Genomic DNA, 16,894 nt, shown 5'->3' with positions numbered 1-16,894 from the left:
GACATATCAGATGTCACGTATCGGAAGAATGCCAGTTGCAATCCCGGCAGGTGTTACGGTAGAAATTGCAGAAGGCAATAAAGTTACTGTAAAAGGCAGCAAAGGTACTCTTGAAAGAGTACTGCCAGCAGAAATGGAAATCAAGATGGAAGACGGCCAGATCATCGTTACAAGGCCGAATGACTTAAAGAAAATGAAATCTCTGCACGGTTTAACAAGAACACTTATCCACAACATGGTTGTAGGTGTAAGTGAGGGCTATACAAAGACTCTGGAAGTTAACGGTGTTGGTTACAAGGCCGCTAAGCAGGGCAAGAAATTAGTTTTATCTCTTGGATACTCTCACCCAGTAGAAATGGAAGATCCTGAAGGTCTGGAATCTACCGTTGAAGGTAACAAGATCGTAGTAAAAGGTATCAGTAAAGAAAAAGTTGGCCAATACGCAGCTGAAATCAGAGATAAGAGAAGACCTGAACCGTACAAAGGCAAGGGTATTAAGTATGCTGATGAAGTTATCAGACGTAAAGTTGGTAAGACTGGTAAGAAATAATTAAGGAGAGTGTGAAAATGGTTAGTAAAGAATCAAGAACTGAAGTTCGTGTAAAAAAACACAAAAGACTGCGCAATCGTTTCAGCGGCACAGCCGAAAGACCGCGTCTTGCAGTGTTTAGAAGTAATAATCATATGTATGCTCAAATTATTGACGATACCGTTGGACGTACTCTGGCAGCAGCAAGCACTCTTGAAAAGGATGTAAAGGCAGAGCTGGAAAAAACCAATAACGTTGATGCAGCAGCATATTTAGGAAAAGTAATCGCTAAGAAAGCTTTAGATAAAGGTATTACAACTGTTGTCTTTGATAGAGGCGGCTTCATATATCAGGGAAAAATCAAAGCATTAGCAGATGCAGCCAGAGAAGCTGGTCTTGAATTCTAGACAAGGAGGAAGAACACATGAAACATACAATAATTGATGCTAGTCAGTTAGAGTTGAACGAAAAAGTAGTATCAATCAAGCGTGTAACAAAAGTTGTTAAAGGTGGTCGTAACTTCCGTTTCACAGCTTTGGTTGTTGTCGGCGATGGCAATGGACACGTTGGGGCAGGCTTAGGAAAAGCAGCTGAGATCCCGGAAGCTATCCGTAAAGGTAAAGAAGATGCAGCTAAGAAACTGATCAAGGTTGCAATGGATGACAATGCTAGTATCCCACATGACATTCAGGGTAAATTCGGCGGCGCTTCCGTACTGCTTAAGAGAGCTCCTGAAGGTACTGGTGTTATCGCCGGCGGTCCTGCACGTAGCGTGCTGGAACTGGCAGGCGTTAAGAATATCCGTACAAAGTCACTGGGCTCTAACAATAAGCAGAACGTAGTACTTGCTACTCTGGAAGGTTTAAAACAGATTAAATCCCCAGAAGAAGTTGCAAGGCTTCGCGGAAAATCTGTTGAAGACATTCGCGCTTAAGGAGGGTTCTAAAAATGGCAGATAAATTAAAAGTTACATTAGTAAAATCTACAATTTGTGCTATCCCGAAACACCGTGCTACTGTAGCAGCACTTGGTCTTAAGAAACTCAACAAATCTGTTGAGCTTCCGAACAATGCCGCTACATTGGGAATGGTAAAACAGGTTCAGCATTTAGTGAAAGTAGAAGAAATCTAAATTATTCAACAAGGAGGTGTCGAAATGGATTTATCAAACTTAAGGCCGGCAGAAGGCTCAACACATAATGATAACTTCAGAAGAGGACGTGGACACGGTTCAGGAAACGGCAAGACAGCTGGTAAGGGACACAAAGGCCAGAAAGCCCGTTCAGGCGCACCAAGAGTAGGATTTGAAGGCGGTCAGATGCCTTTATATAGACGTATCCCGAAGAGAGGTTTCACTAACAGAAACACTCTGGATATCGAAGCTATCAATATCAGTACTCTTGAAAGATTTGACAATGATACTGAAGTTACAATTGATACTTTATTAGAAGCTGGAATCATCAAAAGTGCAAAAGATGGTGTTAAGATCCTCGGTAACGGAGAACTTACAAAGAAGCTTACTGTTAAAGTAAATGCCTTCAGCGAAAGTGCTAAGACAAAAATTGAAGCGCTGGGTGGAAAAGCCGAGGTGATCTAATGTTTGAGACGCTGCGAAATGCCTTTAAGATTAAAGACGTGCGTAATAAGATTCTCTTCACATTGTTTATGCTGGTAGTCGTAAGGCTTGGCTCCCAGCTGCCAGTGCCTGGCATTGACAGGAGCTTCTTTTCAGACTGGTTTGCAAAACAGCAGCAGGCCGCAGGCGGTGCGTTCAACTTTTTCAGCGCATTCACCGGCGGATCCTTTGAGAAGATGTCTATTTTCGCATTGAACATTACACCATACATTACATCTTCCATCATTATCCAGCTTCTTACCATCGCTATCCCTAAACTGGAAGAGATGCAGAAGGATGGAGAAGACGGAAGAAAGAAAATCACAGCAATCACCAGATATGTAACTGTTGCATTGGCATTGATAGAGTCCATTGCAATGGCAATCGGCTTCGGCAACCAGGGATTGATTCCTGTTATGCGGCAGGCGGATGCAGGCTTTATAGCTCAAGCTTCCGCAGTACTCGTGGTAGTTGTTGCGCTCACAGCCGGTTCTGCATTCCTTATGTGGGTCGGTGAGCGTATCACTGAAAAGGGTGTAGGAAATGGTATTTCTATAGTCTTGATGATTAATATCCTGTCCAGAGTTCCGTCTGATCTGACAAGTCTCTTCAATGACTTTGTAAAGGGCAAGACGGTAGCAAAAGGTGCCCTCGCAGCGCTGATTATTCTGGCAGTTGTAGTTGTAACTGTAATCCTGGTCATTCTTCTGAACGATGCTCAGAGGAAGATTCCGGTGCAGTATGCGAAGAAAATGCAGGGAAGAAAAATGGTTGGCGGACAGTCCACCCATATCCCGCTGAAAGTTAACACTGCAGGTGTTATTCCTGTAATCTTTGCTTCATCATTAATGTCCATGCCGTCCATCATAGCTACATTTATGGGCAAGACAGGCGGTACAGGCGTAGGAGCGACTATTCTGGGAATGACAAGCCAGCAGAACTGGTTTAAGCCAAGCGCACCGATTTATACAGTCGGATTCGTAGTATATGCAGTGCTTATCATATTCTTTGCCTACTTCTATACTTCAATTACATTCAACCCGATTGAAGTAGCAGATAATATGAAAAAACAGGGTGGTTTTATCCCGGGCATACGTCCAGGAAAACCGACAACTGACTATCTGAATAAAATATTGAATTATATCATATTTATAGGAGCAATCGGACTTTTGATTGTTTGTACGATTCCAATCGTCGCTAACGGCGTGTTCGGTGCATATGTTTCCTTTGGCGGAACATCCATCATCATTATCGTAGGCGTAGTGCTGGAGACATTAAAACAGATCGAGTCCCAGATGTTAGTGCGTAACTACAGAGGCTTCTTGAGTGATTAAATTAAAATAAGTGTGCTTCTTTATCCGCCATATCCTGCAGGTGCAGGATGCGGTGGGTGGGATAGTGCACTAAAATACTATATAAACAAAATTTTATAGGAGGTAGGGTTTATGAAGATTATCATGTTAGGCGCACCGGGAGCAGGAAAAGGGACTCAGGCCAAGAGAATAGCTGAGAAATATGGGATTCCCCACATTTCTACGGGAGATATCTTCCGCGCGAATATCAAGCAGGGAACAGAGCTGGGCAAGAAAGCCAAGACTTACATGGACCAGGGACTTTTAGTTCCGGATGAGCTGACAGTGGATCTTGTAATTGACCGCATCCAGCAGGATGATGCCAAAAACGGGTACATACTGGATGGTTTTCCAAGGAACATCCCGCAGGCACAGTGTCTCGACGAGGCGCTGGCAAAGCTGAATGAGAAGATTGACTATGCCATCAATGTAGAAGTACCGGATGAGAATATCGTAAACAGAATGGGCGGAAGAAGGGCATGTGTAGGCTGCGGCGCTACCTACCATGTGGAGTTCAACCCGACGAAGACAGAAGGTGTATGCGATATCTGCGGCGAAAAACTGATCTTAAGAGATGATGACAAGCCGGAAACTGTTAAGAAACGTCTGAATGTTTATCATGAACAGACACAGCCGCTGATCGAGTACTATGGCTCTGCCGGAGTGCTCAGAGAAGTAGACGGCACCGTTGATATGGACGATGTCTTTGCGGCTATCGTGCAAATTTTAGGAGCGTAAATAGTATGTCAGTAACAATAAAGTCTGCAAAGGAAATCGAACTGATGAGAGAAGCCGGAAGGCTCCTTGAAATCGTTCATGACGAATTGGGCAAGGCTGTAAAGCCCGGCATCTCTACCTGGGAGATCGATCACCTGGGTGAGCAGATTATCAGAAGCTTTGGATGTACTCCGAATTTTCTTCATTACAACGGGTATCCGGCGTCCATCTGTGTATCAGTGAACGATGAAGTGGTGCATGGGATACCCCGTAAGGACCATATATTAAAAGAAGGCGACATTGTCAGCCTGGATGCAGGGCTTATCTATCAGGGAATGCACTCAGATGCGGCCAGGACTCACGCTGTAGGTGAGATCAGTAAGGAAGCACAGAAACTCATGGATGTGACGAGAGAGAGCTTTTTCAAAGGAATAGAGTTTGCAAAGGCAGGAAACCATCTCCATGATATCTCCAATGCGATCGGCGCATATGCGGAAAGCTTTGGATACGGTGTAGTACGTGATCTTGTGGGCCACGGAATAGGCCATGCGCTTCATGAAGACCCGCAGATACCTAATTTCCATCAGAAGCGCAGGGGAATACGTCTTGTACCCGGCATGACGCTGGCTATAGAGCCTATGATAAACGCAGGACGCTATGATGTGGAGTGGCTGGATGATGACTGGACTGTAGTGACGGAGGACGGATCTCTTTCAGCACATTACGAGAACACGGTGCTGATTACTGAAGGTGAGCCGGAAATTCTTACACTTGGCCGCTTAAATGAATGAAGAGGTGCCGGAATGGAAAGAGTTCAGGCAGGGATGGCAGCCATATCTATGGCGGGTCATGACAGAGGTCATTTATATCTGATACTGAAGCTGGAAGGTGATTATGCATATCTTGCGGACGGGAGGCTGAGGACTGCAGAACGGCCGAAGAAGAAAAAACTGATGCATATGCAGGTTATTAAATCTGTGCCGGAGGGCTCCAGGGACAGTATAGACAGAGAATATAAAAATGAAGAAATTAAACGAATACTAAAAAGTCTTAAGATGACAAATTCGATTCAGGAGGTTTAAGATGTCAAAAGCAGATGTTATTGAAGTAGAAGGAACCGTATTAGAAAAGCTCCCAAATGCAATGTTCAGGGTAGAACTTGAGAATAAGCATGAGATACTGGCACATATCAGCGGAAAGCTCCGCATGAATTTTATCCGTATCCTGCCGGGAGATAAGGTAACTATAGAAATGTCACCGTATGACCTCTCTAAGGGCAGGATCATATGGAGAGATAAATAAGGCATTTTTAATTCTGTATATAATAGAATTTAAGCTGATAATGGAAACAGTGAGGCATCGGATCTGGTGTCTTGCTGTTTTACATATCCAGGTATAATTTTTTAAATATAACACTTGCTTTTTTTGTATACAGATGCTATAATAACACTCGTACTTTGTAAAGAGGTGTATTTTTTATGCCTTATTATGCCCAAAAAAGGGCGGCCAATCGGTATGAAAGGAGGATTTACCACAATGAAGGTTAGATCATCAGTTAAACCAATTTGCGAGAAATGCAAGATCATCAAAAGAAAGGGTAGCATCAGAGTAATCTGTGAAAATCCGAAACACAAACAGAGACAAGGTTAAGTTTGTGAGGTTTATTGTGCGGCTGCAGCATGAACCACGCGGCTTAGTTGTTCGTGCTGATAAGAATATAGAGTGAACTTGATTCACATTTATATTGCTTATAATACCGTAAGGTCTGGGAAACCAGCGGAAGGCTCAGCAGGTACCATGTCTTCTTATATCTATACTTACGGAAAGGTCGTATCTAAAATGCGGCTGGATGCCCAACCTGGCATCTCAATTAGGGACAATATAACTTAAGACAGCTTCAGAGTACACACATTTCAGACATTGTCCGCCCGGGACAGTGGGCTGTACAAAAAAAGCTGTCAGCAGAAAATGGAGGAAAAAATTACATGGCTCGTATTGCTGGTGTAGACTTACCAAGAGAAAAACGTGTAGAAATCGGCTTGACTTATATCTATGGTATTGGTAGAACAAGCTCAAACAGAATCCTTGCAGAAGCAAAGGTAGATCCGAGTACTCGTGTCAGAGATCTGACAGATGAGGAAGTAGGAAGAATCCGTGACGTTATTGATGAATCTCAGACTGTAGAAGGTGATTTAAGAAGAGAGATCGCCATGAACATCAAGAGACTTCAGGAGATCGGATGCTACAGGGGAATCCGTCACAGGAAGGGACTTCCTGTACGTGGACAGAAGACTAAGACAAATGCAAGAACCAGAAAAGGTCCTAAGAGAACTGTTGCAAACAAGAAGAAATAGTGCACTTAAGGGATGCAGGCTGCTAAGTGCAGCATGATTCCGGTGCGGTCTATTATATAAACACATTAATTTAGAAAACGAGAAAGTAGGTTAGTTTAAAATGGCTAAAAAAGTTACCAAAAAAGTGACAAAAAAGCGTGTCAGAAAAAACGTTGAACGCGGACAGGCACATATCCAGTCATCTTTCAATAACACAATCGTAACATTGACAGATGCTGAAGGAAATGCTTTATCATGGGCAAGTGCCGGTGGTCTGGGATTTAGAGGTTCAAGGAAATCTACTCCATATGCAGCTCAGATGGCAGCTGAAACTGCTACAAAAGCAGCTTTAGTACATGGCCTTAAAACAGTGGATGTTTTTGTTAAAGGACCTGGTTCAGGACGTGAAGCAGCAATCCGTGCCCTTCAGGCATGTGGTCTTGAAGTAACAAGTATCAGAGACGTAACTCCGGTTCCGCATAACGGATGCCGTCCACCAAAACGTAGAAGAGTCTAATCAGGAGGAAAGTTAAAATGGCAGTTAATAGAGTTCCTGTTCTTAAAAGATGCCGTTCACTCGGTCTGGATCCGGTATATTTAGGAATTGATAAAAAATCAACCAGAGAATTAAAGAGAGCAAACCGTAAAGTAAGTGAGTATGGTTTACAGTTAAGAGAAAAACAGAAAGCAAAATTCATCTATGGCGTTCTGGAAAAACCTTTCAGAAACTATTATGAGAAGGCTGAAAAAATGCCGGGTATGACAGGCCCTAACCTGATGATCACATTAGAGAGCAGACTTGATAATGTAATCTACCGTTTAGGATTTGCCAGAACAAGGAAAGAAGCAAGGCAGATCGTTGACCATAAGCATGTTATGGTAAACGGAAAGCAGGTTAACATTCCTTCTTACTTAGTAAAAGCTGGTGACACTGTGGAAATCAAAGAAAAATGCAAAGGTTCCCAGAGATATAAAGATATCCTGGAAGCTACAGGCGGAAGACTTGTTCCGGAGTGGTTAGAGGCTGACCAGGAAGCTTTAAAGGGCACAGTAAAGGAACTTCCTGCAAGAGAAGTTATCGATGTGCCGGTTGATGAAATGCTTATCGTCGAATTATATTCTAAATAATTAAAGTGATTTCGAAACCCTCAAAACAAAGATAACCCAAAAGGAGGGGCATTGTAGTGTTCGATTTTAATAAACCAAAAATTGAGATAACTGAGATATCAGACGACAAGAAATACGGAAGATTTGTTGTTGAGCCTCTTGAAAGAGGTTATGGAACAACACTGGGCAATTCCCTTCGGAGAATCATGCTGTCTTCATTACCTGGAGCAGCAGTGAGCCAGGTGAAGATTGAAGGTGTACTTCATGAATTCAGTTCCATTCCTGGTGTAAAAGAAGACGTTACCGAAATTATTATGAACATCAAATCACTGGCTATTAAGAATAACAGTGAGACGAATGAAGCAAAAGTTGCCTATATTGAATTTGAAGGCGAAGGCGTAGTTACTGGTGCAGATATCCAGGCAGATCAGGATATCGAGATACTGAACCCCGACCAGGTTATCGCAACCTTAAACGGCGGTGCTGACAGTAAGCTTTACATGGAACTCACCATCACGAAGGGCAGAGGCTATGTGAGCGCAGATAAAGGCAAGACAGATGATATGCCTATCGGTGTTATCGCTGTGGACGCTATCTACACACCTGTAGAGCGTGTCAATCTGACTGTTCAGAACACCCGTGTAGGTCAGATTACCGATTACGATAAGCTGACATTAGATGTATTTACAAACGGTACTCTGGCGCCGGATGAAGCAGTCAGCCTGGCTGCAAAAGTCCTGAGCGCACACTTAAGCTTGTTTATTGACTTATCAGAAAATGCGAAATCCGCAGAAGTAATGATTGAAAAAGAAGACAATGAAAAAGAAAAAGTATTGGAAATGAACATTGACGAGTTAGAGTTATCTGTTCGTTCCTATAACTGCTTAAAGAGAGCCGGTATCAATACCGTTGAAGAATTGTGCAACAGAACTTCAGAAGACATGATGAAAGTTCGTAATTTAGGACGTAAATCATTAGAAGAGGTTTTAGGCAAATTAAAGGAGCTTGGCTTACAGCTTAATCCAAGCGACGAATAATAAACATTATGGACAAGACAGCATCCGGTGAGTAAGCCCGAAGTGCGTTTCCGGATGTTCCACAAATGGAGGAAATTAAAATGGCAGGTTATAGAAAACTTAGCAGAACATCAAGCCAGAGAAAGGCATTGATCAGAGCTCAGGTAACTTCTTTACTTCATAATGGTAAAATGGTTACAACAGAAGCAAAAGCAAAAGAAATCCGTAAAGTTGTTGAAAAACTTATTGCTATGGCAGTAAGGGAAAAAGACAATTTTGAGACCGTTACAGTTACTGCAAAGGTAGCAAGAAAAGACAAAGACGGCAAGAGAGTGAAAGAAGTTGTAGATGGCAAGAAAGTAACCGTTTACGATGAAGTTCAGAAAGAAATCAAGAAGGATGCTCCTTCCAGACTTCATGCAAGAAGAGAGATGAAGAAAATTCTTTACACTGTAAAGGAAGTTCCGCAGGAAGCAGCTGGAAAGAAGAAAAATACTAAAGAAGTTGATATCGCTGAGAAATTATTCACAGATATCGCTCCTAAATACGCAGACCGCAATGGTGGTTACACCAGGATCGTAAAGATCGGCCAGCGTAGAGGTGACGGAGCTATGGAAGTTCTTATCGAGCTTGTGTAGTTTCGATAAAAAATAGAGTGTAAGAAGAGCGCTGCAGCATATACTGTAGCGCTCTTTTTCAACTACATACTGTAAAAAATTCTTGAATAGATAACTGAAATCTGTTATGATATAGACATAAAGAGGGACAACCGCCCACAAGGTGGGTTGGCCCAATAGTAAAGTAGAAATTCCACCCTGCTACCGGTCAAAGTATAGGGTGGTTTTTCTATGTTAAGCTAGCGACAAATCAAATAAAAGAATGTCAGCAACGCCACCCTGCAACACGATTCATCGTTCGCATTTCTGAAATATGATCAGTCCATGCAGTCCCAATCCCAGTATACTTTTATCTTCACATGTCTCTATATGCAGCTGTATGTATTTATTAAAATTATCACTGTCAGCTGAATTTATCTTATCTGCATATAAATAAGCAGGTCCGTCAGTAGTCAGATGCTTAACTATTTTTAGAGAAAAAAGGCCAGCCAGGCTTTCGGCATCCTGAGGTGTCATAAAAGTAAAGGAATCGCCGAAGGTTTGTTTATGGTAGCAGTCTCTGATCGTATCTATATTTTCCAGATGTTCATGTAAATTTAATGCCAGGCTCGCCATGAGGCTGATATAACTGACTGCCAAAAGGCCGTCCTTTTTTAGTAACCGGAGGCATTCCTGCATGGCTGAAATTCTTGTCTTATGATCTAAATGATAGAAAGCTCCCATGCAAAGGACAGTATCAAAGTACTCATCAGTATATTGGGGAACATGGCAGATATCTCCTGTAAATATATCGCGGAGGATGGGTGTGTTCTGCTGTTTGGAGCGGATAAGCGCCACATTAGATGGAACGATGTCACTGGCAGTGACATGATGGCCTTTTTCAGCCAGGGCAAAGGAATAACTGCCGGTTCCCGCGCATCCGTCGAAAATTTTTGACTCAGGTTTCAATAATTTGTCAAAGAAGTGCATCGTTGTCAGCCATTCGATGCGGTGGAGGTTATCTTTAAATAACCGGTGTTCCTCATCATAATTGTTATAGTATTCGGTAACAGTATTTGCCATATAAATCCCCTCCTTGTTGTACTTATTTGTAATTTTCTTATTCTTCAATTTTTAAACTTTCTATGTATCTGTATTTTTCGGGATGGATCAGATTTAGTATAGAGACTAACAGAATGAGAACTGCATGTCAAGTGTGAGATTTTAGGTTACTGGCCACGGAGTGACCAGTAACGATTTCCAGATATCTTGACATATAAGAATAACACAGCTTATACTTAACTCAGAGTCGCGAGGTGATGCGTATGAAAATTGAGAAAATAAAAATATGGAATTCTATAACGGGAAAGCTTGTCTGGATCCTGATCCTGCTGATCCTCCCCTTTAATCTGATCGCTATTGTGACTGTGGGGCAGTCTCTGTGGAGTGCTCGTATACAGACAGAACAGTCTATGGAGAGTATGTCTAATCTGGCTATGCAGCAGTTGGACAACAGGATCGAGGCTATGAATGAATTCTTTTATTCTATGGTAGAAGACCGGGAAGATTTCCATATCTTTGCTGCACAGGGGGAGCGTGACGGGGCATATTACCGGGCGGAGACAAAGCTGGCCCGTTATCTGAACAGCAATGCAGGGAATAAAGCTCTGGCAGATGGTTTTTTCTGGTATGGCAAAAAATATGAAGAGACATATGCCAGTCTGACTGCACTGGAAGGAAAAAATGAGATGGAAATGCTCCGGCAGAAAGAGAAGATCATAGAATGGATGAAAGAAAATGCAGGGGTTGGATATGGTAACTGGTCTATTGCAAATATAGGTGGGATCAAATGGGTGATTAAAATCTGCGCAGTGGATGACTTTTATTATGGAGCTCTGTTTTCTTTAGAAAATCTGGCTGCGGAGATAGAGAGAAATTCCAGCTTCTCGGAGACGGATGTCCGGTTTTCCAAAAGGCAGGAGAGTATAGAAGTTCCGGAACAAACACTTTATGTAAATACAGTCTCCCAAAAGTCTGATCTTCAGATGAGTATGTTTGTGCCTCGCAAGGACAGCTATTCCAGGCTTTCACTGCTCCAGATCCTGTGTCTTGTGCTGGTTGGCCTGTATCTGCTTCTGATACCTGTACTTGTCCTGGCCATGCATAGAATTGTACTCTCTCCCCTTAAAAGGATAAGAAATGCTATGGAACATCTGGAGAGCGGCGAGCAGTCTTACCGTATTCCCCATCAGAAGTCTTCCGAAGAATTTGAGGTTATCGACAGTACATTTAACTCCATGGCGGACAGGATCCAGGAGCTCAAGATAGAGAATTATGAAAAGGAACTTGAAAGTCAGAGAATGCAGCTGGAAAAACGGAAGATGGAATTAAAAAATCTGCAGCTGCAGATCCGCCCTCACTTTTTGCTGAATATGTTCAATCTGCTTTACAGCTTTGCACAGATTGAGAACTATCAGAACATCCAGAAACTGGCTCTTTATCTTTCTGATTATTTCAGGCATATTTTTCAGAGCGGAAAAGACCTGCAGCCCTTCGGGAGAGAATTTGTCCTGATCCAGAAATATCTGGAAGTGTCTGCAATGCGGTATCCCAACTGGTATGAAGTTGTATATGAAGTGGAGCCTGAAGCGCTGGAAGTGCCTGTGCCGCCGCTTCTGATACATAATTTCATAGAAAATATATTTAAGCATGTGATAAATTATGACCAGAAAGTACATATACGTTTAGAGGCGTACACGTCGGAGGATGAGGCGGTCTTTATCATAGCAGATGACGGCCCGGGAATGGATCCTGAAATGGCTGATAATATTAACAATGGAGTTTTTCCGGAGGAAAACCAGGGGCGTGTGCATGTGGGAATTGCAAATTCATACAGAAGAATACGTTATTTCTATGGTGAGAGAGGAAAACTCACAGTTGAATCAGAACTGGGTGAAGGCACCTGTTTTACTATTGTACTGCCAAAGGAGGAGGAAATGTGAATCTGTTAATCGTAGATGATGAGATGGTGGCTATAAAGGGAATGATGGACGGTGTCAACTGGAAAGCCTGCGGCATCGACGGCAGTATCTGGACAGCCTGCAGCGCGGAACGTGCCCTGCAGATAATAAGAGCCCAGCAGGTAGATATTATGCTCTGTGACATTGAAATGCCCGGAGACAGCGGAATAGATCTGCTTCGGATGATCAGGGAAAGCAATCAGGAGATCGCCTGTATCTTTCTGACCTGCCACGCCAGTTTTGAATATGCGCAGGAGGCGATTTCACTGGGCAGCAGTGATTATATTTTAAAGCCTGCTCCCTATGAAGTGATTGAACAGCGTCTGCGCAAAGTATGTGAGACAGCAGAGGCACGCAGGAAGGATAAGGCGCTGTCCAGGTATTATGCGGCAGAAAGCCCCGAAGAAGAGCCGGAGGCAGCGGGAAGGAATACGAGAAGCCCAAAAGAAATAGCAAAACAAGTGGAGGAGTATATCAGCAGACATCTGAGTGACAGTGAACTTCAGGTGGCTGATATTGCTGATGCCCTGTTTCTGAATAAGGATTACCTGAACCGCGTCTTTAAGAAGGAAAGCGGGATGTCGATCAGCCAGTATCTGATTCAGGAGAGGATGAAGCTGGCAGGCCTTTTGTTGGAAAACCCGAAGAACGATGTAAACAGAGCGGCAGAGAGGGCCGGATATAATAATTATCCGTATTTTGCGTCCTCTTTTAAGAGATATTATGGATGTACGCCTTCACAGTACAGAAAGGATCATATGCAGGAAGAAATATGACCAGAGAGGAGCAGAGTACACGGCCGGAGCGTGTTACTGGTCACGGAGTGAACAGTAACTTGAAAAATGCTCTGGCATATATAAATACCGGGGATGCTGTAAAAATCCAGCATTCCCGGTATTTATATACATATCTCCCTGTACCGGACCAGGGCTTGTTTGAAAATAAAGTCGTAAAAGTGAAAATATGGATCGTAAAATTATAATAAGCAAAGTCGTAAAAGTGAAATAGAATGTCGGGTTCCATAATTGTTGGAGCATAAGAATTATTATACAATTATCCCAACAGATGACAAAGAGTCAACGAAAACAAATCAAGGGAGGAAACAAAAATGAAATTGAAAAGAGCAGCAGCACTTGCAATGTCGGCTGTCATGGCCATGGGAATGACCAGTGGTATGACTGTATCAGCAGCGGAGGATGACATCTATGAGATAGTTATCCAGTATCCGACTCTCGGAACTACACCGCCGGATCTGCAGAAGGTGGAGGATGGAATCAATGCACGTGTAGAATCTGAGATTGGCGTCCATGTGACATTCTATCCTGTAAGCGCTTTTGAAACGAACAATACCACAAGCCTGATGGTATCCTCAGGAGAAAAACTGGATCTGGCAATCAGCATTTTTGAAGGCGGTGTAGCCAATTATGTAAATAAAGGCATGCTGATCGAGCTGGATGACCTGGTAGAGGAGTATGGCCAGGACATACTGACAGCAGAAGGAATTGCTATGAATGGCGGTTATTTTAATGGCGCTCTTTACGGAATTCCCACAGAAGAAAAAATGGCGCGTGTAAAAGCTTTTGAGTGCCGTAAAGATTTGCTGGATAAATACAACATTGAATATGACGAGAATAAAATTTATACGGCAGATGAGCTGACAGATATTTTTAAAGTAGTTCAGGAAGGGGAAGGAGGGGCGTTCCACTGTGTAGCTATAAACGGAAGTGAAGACCCGCTGTATTCTTTCTTTGACCACACAGACCAGCTGGGTGCCACATATGCGTCAGGTGTTCTGACAGACTATGGCAACGGCGGGGACGAAATCGTAAATTATTTTGAGACAGCAGAATTTGAGAGCTTCTGTAATACAGTGAGGACCTGGTTTGAGGAAGGCTATTTGTCCAAAGACTGTAATACAGTGACAGATTCTTCCCTTGTACAGATGCAGACAGGAAATTATTTCGGGATGTTTTCAAGTGCAGAGCCGGACATGATCCTCAACCACACCCGTTTAATGCAGGATTATGTAGGGACAGAAATTGTTCCTCTGTATACATCAGCGCCGACATCTATGACTCAGCTGTATCAGGTTACACAGTGGATGATCCCGATCACCTGTGACAACCCGGAGAAGACGATGGAGTTTTTGTACCTTACATATAAGGATAAAGATCTCATTAACCTGATCTACCGCGGTATTGAAGGGGAACACTGGAATTTCCAGGAGGGAAGCGACTGCCTGATCGAGTACCCGGAAGGGATTGACAGCAGCAACACGCCATATACGGCTATCTTAAATGTTTGGGGCGATAAGATGCAGGATTATCAGCTGCCTCCTATGGATGAGACTTATTATGATAAAATGAAAGAATTTAATGAATCTGTCAAAGAAGAACATATTTCGAAGGCACTTGGATATTGTTTCAACAGCGAACCTGTGAAGACACAGTATGCGGCAGTCAGCGATGTCATCACCCAGTACCAGGCAGTCCTTGGCCTCGGGGTAGTGGATCCTGCGACAGAGCTGGAGAACTTCAGAAGCTCCCTGAAAGCGGCGGGCATCGATGAGGTTATCGCTGAAAATCAGAGACAGTATGACGAATGGAAAGCGGCTCAGGAATAATAGAATATGGAAGCGCAGCTGTCCGGTTACTGGATGGCTGCCCTGATAAAATGAATGAGAGGGAGGCTCCGGGGATCATCCCGGAGCCTTTTTCCGCCTAAAGGAGGGTTAAAATGTCTGATAAAAAAGTAGTTCCTGGGAAAAATGCAGGAAAGACAAAAAAGAAATTCCGCTGGAAAGAATATCTCCCGTATTATCTGCTGGCACTTCCAGGTGTCATTTACATGCTCTGCAATAATTATCTCCCCATGTTCGGTATTGTCATAGCCTTTAAGAATCTGAACTTTAGAAAGGGGATCTTTGGCAGTGACTGGTGCGGATTTGATAATTTTAAATTCCTTTTTGCTTCTAAGGACGCATTGACGATTACGAGAAACACACTGCTTTATAATATAGCATTTATCATCCTGACGACAGTGTTTGCCATTGGGATAGCCATTCTCATCAATGAGATACGAAGCAAGGTTGCCAGCAGGCTGTACCAGAGCCTGATCCTTCTGCCATATCTGATGAGCTGGGTAATCGCCAGTTATCTGGCTTATGCTCTGCTCTCAGCTGAGACAGGACTGATCAATAATGGGATTTTGGCTAATCTGGGGATGGATCCCGTATCCTGGTACAACACGCCAAAATACTGGCCGTTTATCCTGACTTTTGTGCACCTGTGGAAAGGCGTCGGCTATGCCATGATTATCTACTACAGCAGCATTGTGGGCATCAGCCAGGATTATTATGAGGCAGCTACTCTGGACGGGGCCTCTAAATGGCAGCAGATTAAGCGTATTACTATTCCACTTTTAAAGCCCACGATTATTACTATGTTCGTCCTTCAGATCGGGCGTATCTTCTATTCAGATTTCGGGCTTTTCTATCAGATACCCATGAACAGCGGTTCTTTGTACAGCGTGACCAGGACCATTGATGTATATGTCTATAACGCGCTGATGAAGAGCAGTGATTTCGGTATGTCAAGTGCGGCCAGCGTATATCAGTCTATTGTCGGGTTTGTGATGATCCTTGGAGCGAATGCTTTCATCCGCAGGGTCAGCAAAGAGAATGCATTGTTTTAAGGAGGGATACCATGAATGAGAAAAGAAAAATAAATGAAAGCACCGTATGGCAGATTGCGGCACATGCAGTCATGATCATTGGATCTCTATTGGCGCTGCTCCCATTTGTCCTGCTGGTAATTGCTTCTTTCACGGATAACCAGACAGCGCTTATAAATGGCTATTCCTTCGCACCGGCGAAATGGAGCCTGGAAGCATACAAGTATATTGCTTCTGAATGGGGGACCATTGGGCGTGCATATATGATGACAATTGTAGTGACAGTTGTGGGTACAGTTTTAAGCCTTGTTATTACAAGTACATTTGCCTTTGCTGTAAGCAACGATAAACTGCCCGGACATAAAATTCTGATGTTTCTGAGCATTTTTACTATGCTCTTTAACGGAGGGATCGTGGCGAGCTATTATGTATACTCAAATATCTTCCACATAAAGAACACCATCTGGGCATTGATCGTCCCTTCGTTTCTGATGAGTCCGTTTAATGTGGTGCTGGTTAAAAATTATTTCACTAACAGTATCAGCCCCAGTATTCTGGAGGCGGCAAAAATTGACGGTGCAGGCGTATTTTCTGTGTTTACTAAAATAGTGCTTCCTCTGTCAGTGCCGATCCTGGCGACAATAGGGCTGATGACAGGCATCGGTTACTGGAATGATTGGACGAATGGCCTGTATTTCCTGACAGAAAATGGAGGTTCACAGTATTTTACGATCCAGATCGTGTTAAATAAGATCAATGAAAATATCAATTTCCTGGCAAATAACTCGGAGCTGGCGGCAAAGGCCACCCAGCAGCTGCCGTCCACTACAATGCGTATGGCAGTTGCTGTGATCGGTATCCTGCCGGTAATGTGCGCTTACCCGTTTTTCCAGAAGTACTTTGTAAAAGGAATCACACTGGGCGGGGTGAAAGAATGA

Annotated in this window: 22 protein-coding genes; 21 read left to right on the top strand and 1 reads right to left on the bottom strand. The window is 43.2% G+C overall.

Annotated elements, in window-relative coordinates; all coding sequences use genetic code 11:
* The first annotated feature begins 10 nt into the window (after positions 1-10).
* The 16 genes from rplF to NSB28_RS10345 all read left to right on the top strand — a co-directional run bounded on the left by rplF (position 11) and on the right by NSB28_RS10345 (position 9,306).
* Entirely contained in the window at positions 11-550 is a 540-nt protein-coding gene (gene rplF / locus NSB28_RS10420) for a 50S ribosomal protein L6 (RefSeq protein WP_109625164.1), read from the top strand.
* A gap of 17 nt (positions 551-567) precedes the next feature.
* Positions 568-936, top strand: a complete 369-nt coding sequence (gene rplR / locus NSB28_RS10415) for a 50S ribosomal protein L18 (protein ID WP_109625163.1) — start codon at positions 568-570, stop codon at positions 934-936.
* 17 nt (positions 937-953) lie between these two features.
* Positions 954-1,463, top strand: coding sequence for a 30S ribosomal protein S5 (gene rpsE / locus NSB28_RS10410; RefSeq protein ID WP_109625162.1), 510 nt, complete (start codon positions 954-956; stop codon positions 1,461-1,463).
* Positions 1,464-1,477: 14 nt separating this feature from the next.
* Positions 1,478-1,660, top strand: coding sequence for a 50S ribosomal protein L30 (gene rpmD / locus NSB28_RS10405; protein ID WP_109625161.1), 183 nt, complete (start codon positions 1,478-1,480; stop codon positions 1,658-1,660).
* A 24-nt stretch (positions 1,661-1,684) separates the two neighbouring features.
* Complete coding sequence (gene rplO, locus NSB28_RS10400) at positions 1,685-2,125, top strand: 50S ribosomal protein L15 (RefSeq protein WP_109625160.1); 441 nt, start codon at positions 1,685-1,687, stop codon at positions 2,123-2,125.
* Positions 2,125-3,477, top strand: a complete 1,353-nt coding sequence (gene secY, locus NSB28_RS10395; protein ID WP_109625159.1) for a preprotein translocase subunit SecY — start codon at positions 2,125-2,127, stop codon at positions 3,475-3,477. The genes rplO and secY overlap by 1 nt, the downstream gene beginning before the upstream one ends.
* A gap of 111 nt (positions 3,478-3,588) precedes the next feature.
* Positions 3,589-4,233 (top strand): adenylate kinase, encoded by a 645-nt coding sequence (locus NSB28_RS10390; RefSeq protein WP_109625158.1) that lies wholly within the window; start codon positions 3,589-3,591, stop codon positions 4,231-4,233.
* A gap of 5 nt (positions 4,234-4,238) precedes the next feature.
* Positions 4,239-5,003 (top strand): type I methionyl aminopeptidase, encoded by a 765-nt coding sequence (map, locus tag NSB28_RS10385; RefSeq protein WP_109625157.1) that lies wholly within the window; start codon positions 4,239-4,241, stop codon positions 5,001-5,003.
* A gap of 12 nt (positions 5,004-5,015) precedes the next feature.
* A complete protein-coding gene (locus tag NSB28_RS10380) occupies positions 5,016-5,294 on the top strand; it encodes a KOW domain-containing RNA-binding protein (RefSeq protein ID WP_109625156.1) in 279 nt (92 codons plus the stop codon).
* A gap of 1 nt (position 5,295) precedes the next feature.
* Positions 5,296-5,514 (top strand): translation initiation factor IF-1, encoded by a 219-nt coding sequence (gene infA, locus NSB28_RS10375; RefSeq protein ID WP_109625155.1) that lies wholly within the window; start codon positions 5,296-5,298, stop codon positions 5,512-5,514.
* 234 nt (positions 5,515-5,748) lie between these two features.
* A complete protein-coding gene (gene rpmJ / locus NSB28_RS10370) occupies positions 5,749-5,862 on the top strand; it encodes a 50S ribosomal protein L36 (RefSeq protein ID WP_003497809.1) in 114 nt (37 codons plus the stop codon).
* Positions 5,863-6,197: 335 nt separating this feature from the next.
* Positions 6,198-6,566 (top strand): 30S ribosomal protein S13, encoded by a 369-nt coding sequence (gene rpsM, locus NSB28_RS10365; RefSeq protein WP_109625154.1) that lies wholly within the window; start codon positions 6,198-6,200, stop codon positions 6,564-6,566.
* 100 nt (positions 6,567-6,666) lie between these two features.
* Positions 6,667-7,062, top strand: coding sequence for a 30S ribosomal protein S11 (gene rpsK, locus NSB28_RS10360; protein ID WP_109625153.1), 396 nt, complete (start codon positions 6,667-6,669; stop codon positions 7,060-7,062).
* Between the two features lie 17 nt (positions 7,063-7,079).
* Complete coding sequence (gene rpsD, locus NSB28_RS10355) at positions 7,080-7,673, top strand: 30S ribosomal protein S4 (RefSeq protein WP_109625152.1); 594 nt, start codon at positions 7,080-7,082, stop codon at positions 7,671-7,673.
* A gap of 56 nt (positions 7,674-7,729) precedes the next feature.
* Entirely contained in the window at positions 7,730-8,689 is a 960-nt protein-coding gene (locus NSB28_RS10350) for a DNA-directed RNA polymerase subunit alpha (RefSeq protein ID WP_109625151.1), read from the top strand.
* Positions 8,690-8,769: 80 nt separating this feature from the next.
* On the top strand, positions 8,770-9,306 hold the full coding sequence (locus NSB28_RS10345; RefSeq protein WP_109625150.1) for a bL17 family ribosomal protein: 537 nt from the start codon (positions 8,770-8,772) through the stop codon (positions 9,304-9,306).
* 270 nt (positions 9,307-9,576) lie between these two features.
* On the opposite strand, the gene NSB28_RS10340 is transcribed toward NSB28_RS10345, so the two are convergent.
* Entirely contained in the window at positions 9,577-10,347 is a 771-nt protein-coding gene (locus NSB28_RS10340; protein ID WP_109625149.1) for a class I SAM-dependent methyltransferase, read from the bottom strand.
* A 242-nt stretch (positions 10,348-10,589) separates the two neighbouring features.
* Here NSB28_RS10340 and NSB28_RS10335 point away from each other — a divergent pair, with 242 nt between their 5' ends.
* From NSB28_RS10335 to NSB28_RS10315, 5 genes are all read left to right on the top strand, one after another.
* Positions 10,590-12,266: a sensor histidine kinase gene (locus NSB28_RS10335; protein ID WP_257497505.1), complete on the top strand. Its 1,677-nt coding sequence runs from the start codon at positions 10,590-10,592 to the stop codon at positions 12,264-12,266.
* Positions 12,263-13,060 (top strand): response regulator transcription factor, encoded by a 798-nt coding sequence (locus NSB28_RS10330; protein WP_109625147.1) that lies wholly within the window; start codon positions 12,263-12,265, stop codon positions 13,058-13,060. Before NSB28_RS10335 ends, NSB28_RS10330 begins: the two co-directional genes overlap by 4 nt.
* Positions 13,061-13,392: 332 nt before the next feature.
* Positions 13,393-14,907 carry an ABC transporter substrate-binding protein gene (locus NSB28_RS10325; RefSeq protein WP_109625145.1) on the top strand — a complete coding sequence of 505 codons (1,515 nt, stop codon included), beginning with the start codon at positions 13,393-13,395 and terminating at the stop codon, positions 14,905-14,907.
* Between the two features lie 113 nt (positions 14,908-15,020).
* Positions 15,021-15,977: an ABC transporter permease gene (locus NSB28_RS10320; RefSeq protein WP_109625144.1), complete on the top strand. Its 957-nt coding sequence runs from the start codon at positions 15,021-15,023 to the stop codon at positions 15,975-15,977.
* An 11-nt stretch (positions 15,978-15,988) separates the two neighbouring features.
* On the top strand, positions 15,989-16,894 hold the full coding sequence (locus tag NSB28_RS10315; protein WP_109625143.1) for a carbohydrate ABC transporter permease: 906 nt from the start codon (positions 15,989-15,991) through the stop codon (positions 16,892-16,894).

It is taken from the genome of Murimonas intestini (genome assembly GCF_024622195.1).
GTDB classification, from domain to species: domain Bacteria; phylum Bacillota; class Clostridia; order Lachnospirales; family Lachnospiraceae; genus Murimonas; species Murimonas intestini.
The sequence above is the reverse complement of the archived record's forward strand: the minus strand, read 5'-3'. Positions and strand labels throughout refer to the sequence as shown.

What these genes read in the sequence shown, in the direction of transcription:
- NSB28_RS10345 (WP_109625150.1), top strand. Translation starts at nt 8,770, where the DNA reads ATGGCAGGTTATAGAAAACTTAGCAGAACATCAAGCCAGAGAAAGGCA.
- rplR (WP_109625163.1), top strand. Translation starts at nt 568, where the DNA reads ATGGTTAGTAAAGAATCAAGAACTGAAGTTCGTGTAAAAAAACACAAA.
- NSB28_RS10335 (WP_257497505.1), top strand. Translation starts at nt 10,590, where the DNA reads ATGAAAATTGAGAAAATAAAAATATGGAATTCTATAACGGGAAAGCTT.
- NSB28_RS10320 (WP_109625144.1), top strand. Translation starts at nt 15,021, where the DNA reads ATGTCTGATAAAAAAGTAGTTCCTGGGAAAAATGCAGGAAAGACAAAA.
- rpmD (WP_109625161.1), top strand. Translation starts at nt 1,478, where the DNA reads ATGGCAGATAAATTAAAAGTTACATTAGTAAAATCTACAATTTGTGCT.
- rplO (WP_109625160.1), top strand. Translation starts at nt 1,685, where the DNA reads ATGGATTTATCAAACTTAAGGCCGGCAGAAGGCTCAACACATAATGAT.
- NSB28_RS10390 (WP_109625158.1), top strand. Translation starts at nt 3,589, where the DNA reads ATGAAGATTATCATGTTAGGCGCACCGGGAGCAGGAAAAGGGACTCAG.
- rpsD (WP_109625152.1), top strand. Translation starts at nt 7,080, where the DNA reads ATGGCAGTTAATAGAGTTCCTGTTCTTAAAAGATGCCGTTCACTCGGT.
- NSB28_RS10325 (WP_109625145.1), top strand. Translation starts at nt 13,393, where the DNA reads ATGAAATTGAAAAGAGCAGCAGCACTTGCAATGTCGGCTGTCATGGCC.
- NSB28_RS10340 (WP_109625149.1), bottom strand. Translation starts at nt 10,347, where the DNA reads ATGGCAAATACTGTTACCGAATACTATAACAATTATGATGAGGAACAC.
- rpsK (WP_109625153.1), top strand. Translation starts at nt 6,667, where the DNA reads ATGGCTAAAAAAGTTACCAAAAAAGTGACAAAAAAGCGTGTCAGAAAA.
- rplF (WP_109625164.1), top strand. Translation starts at nt 11, where the DNA reads ATGTCACGTATCGGAAGAATGCCAGTTGCAATCCCGGCAGGTGTTACG.
- rpmJ (WP_003497809.1), top strand. Translation starts at nt 5,749, where the DNA reads ATGAAGGTTAGATCATCAGTTAAACCAATTTGCGAGAAATGCAAGATC.
- NSB28_RS10380 (WP_109625156.1), top strand. Translation starts at nt 5,016, where the DNA reads ATGGAAAGAGTTCAGGCAGGGATGGCAGCCATATCTATGGCGGGTCAT.
- rpsE (WP_109625162.1), top strand. Translation starts at nt 954, where the DNA reads ATGAAACATACAATAATTGATGCTAGTCAGTTAGAGTTGAACGAAAAA.
- secY (WP_109625159.1), top strand. Translation starts at nt 2,125, where the DNA reads ATGTTTGAGACGCTGCGAAATGCCTTTAAGATTAAAGACGTGCGTAAT.
- rpsM (WP_109625154.1), top strand. Translation starts at nt 6,198, where the DNA reads ATGGCTCGTATTGCTGGTGTAGACTTACCAAGAGAAAAACGTGTAGAA.
- infA (WP_109625155.1), top strand. Translation starts at nt 5,296, where the DNA reads ATGTCAAAAGCAGATGTTATTGAAGTAGAAGGAACCGTATTAGAAAAG.
- map (WP_109625157.1), top strand. Translation starts at nt 4,239, where the DNA reads ATGTCAGTAACAATAAAGTCTGCAAAGGAAATCGAACTGATGAGAGAA.
- NSB28_RS10315 (WP_109625143.1), top strand. Translation starts at nt 15,989, where the DNA reads ATGAATGAGAAAAGAAAAATAAATGAAAGCACCGTATGGCAGATTGCG.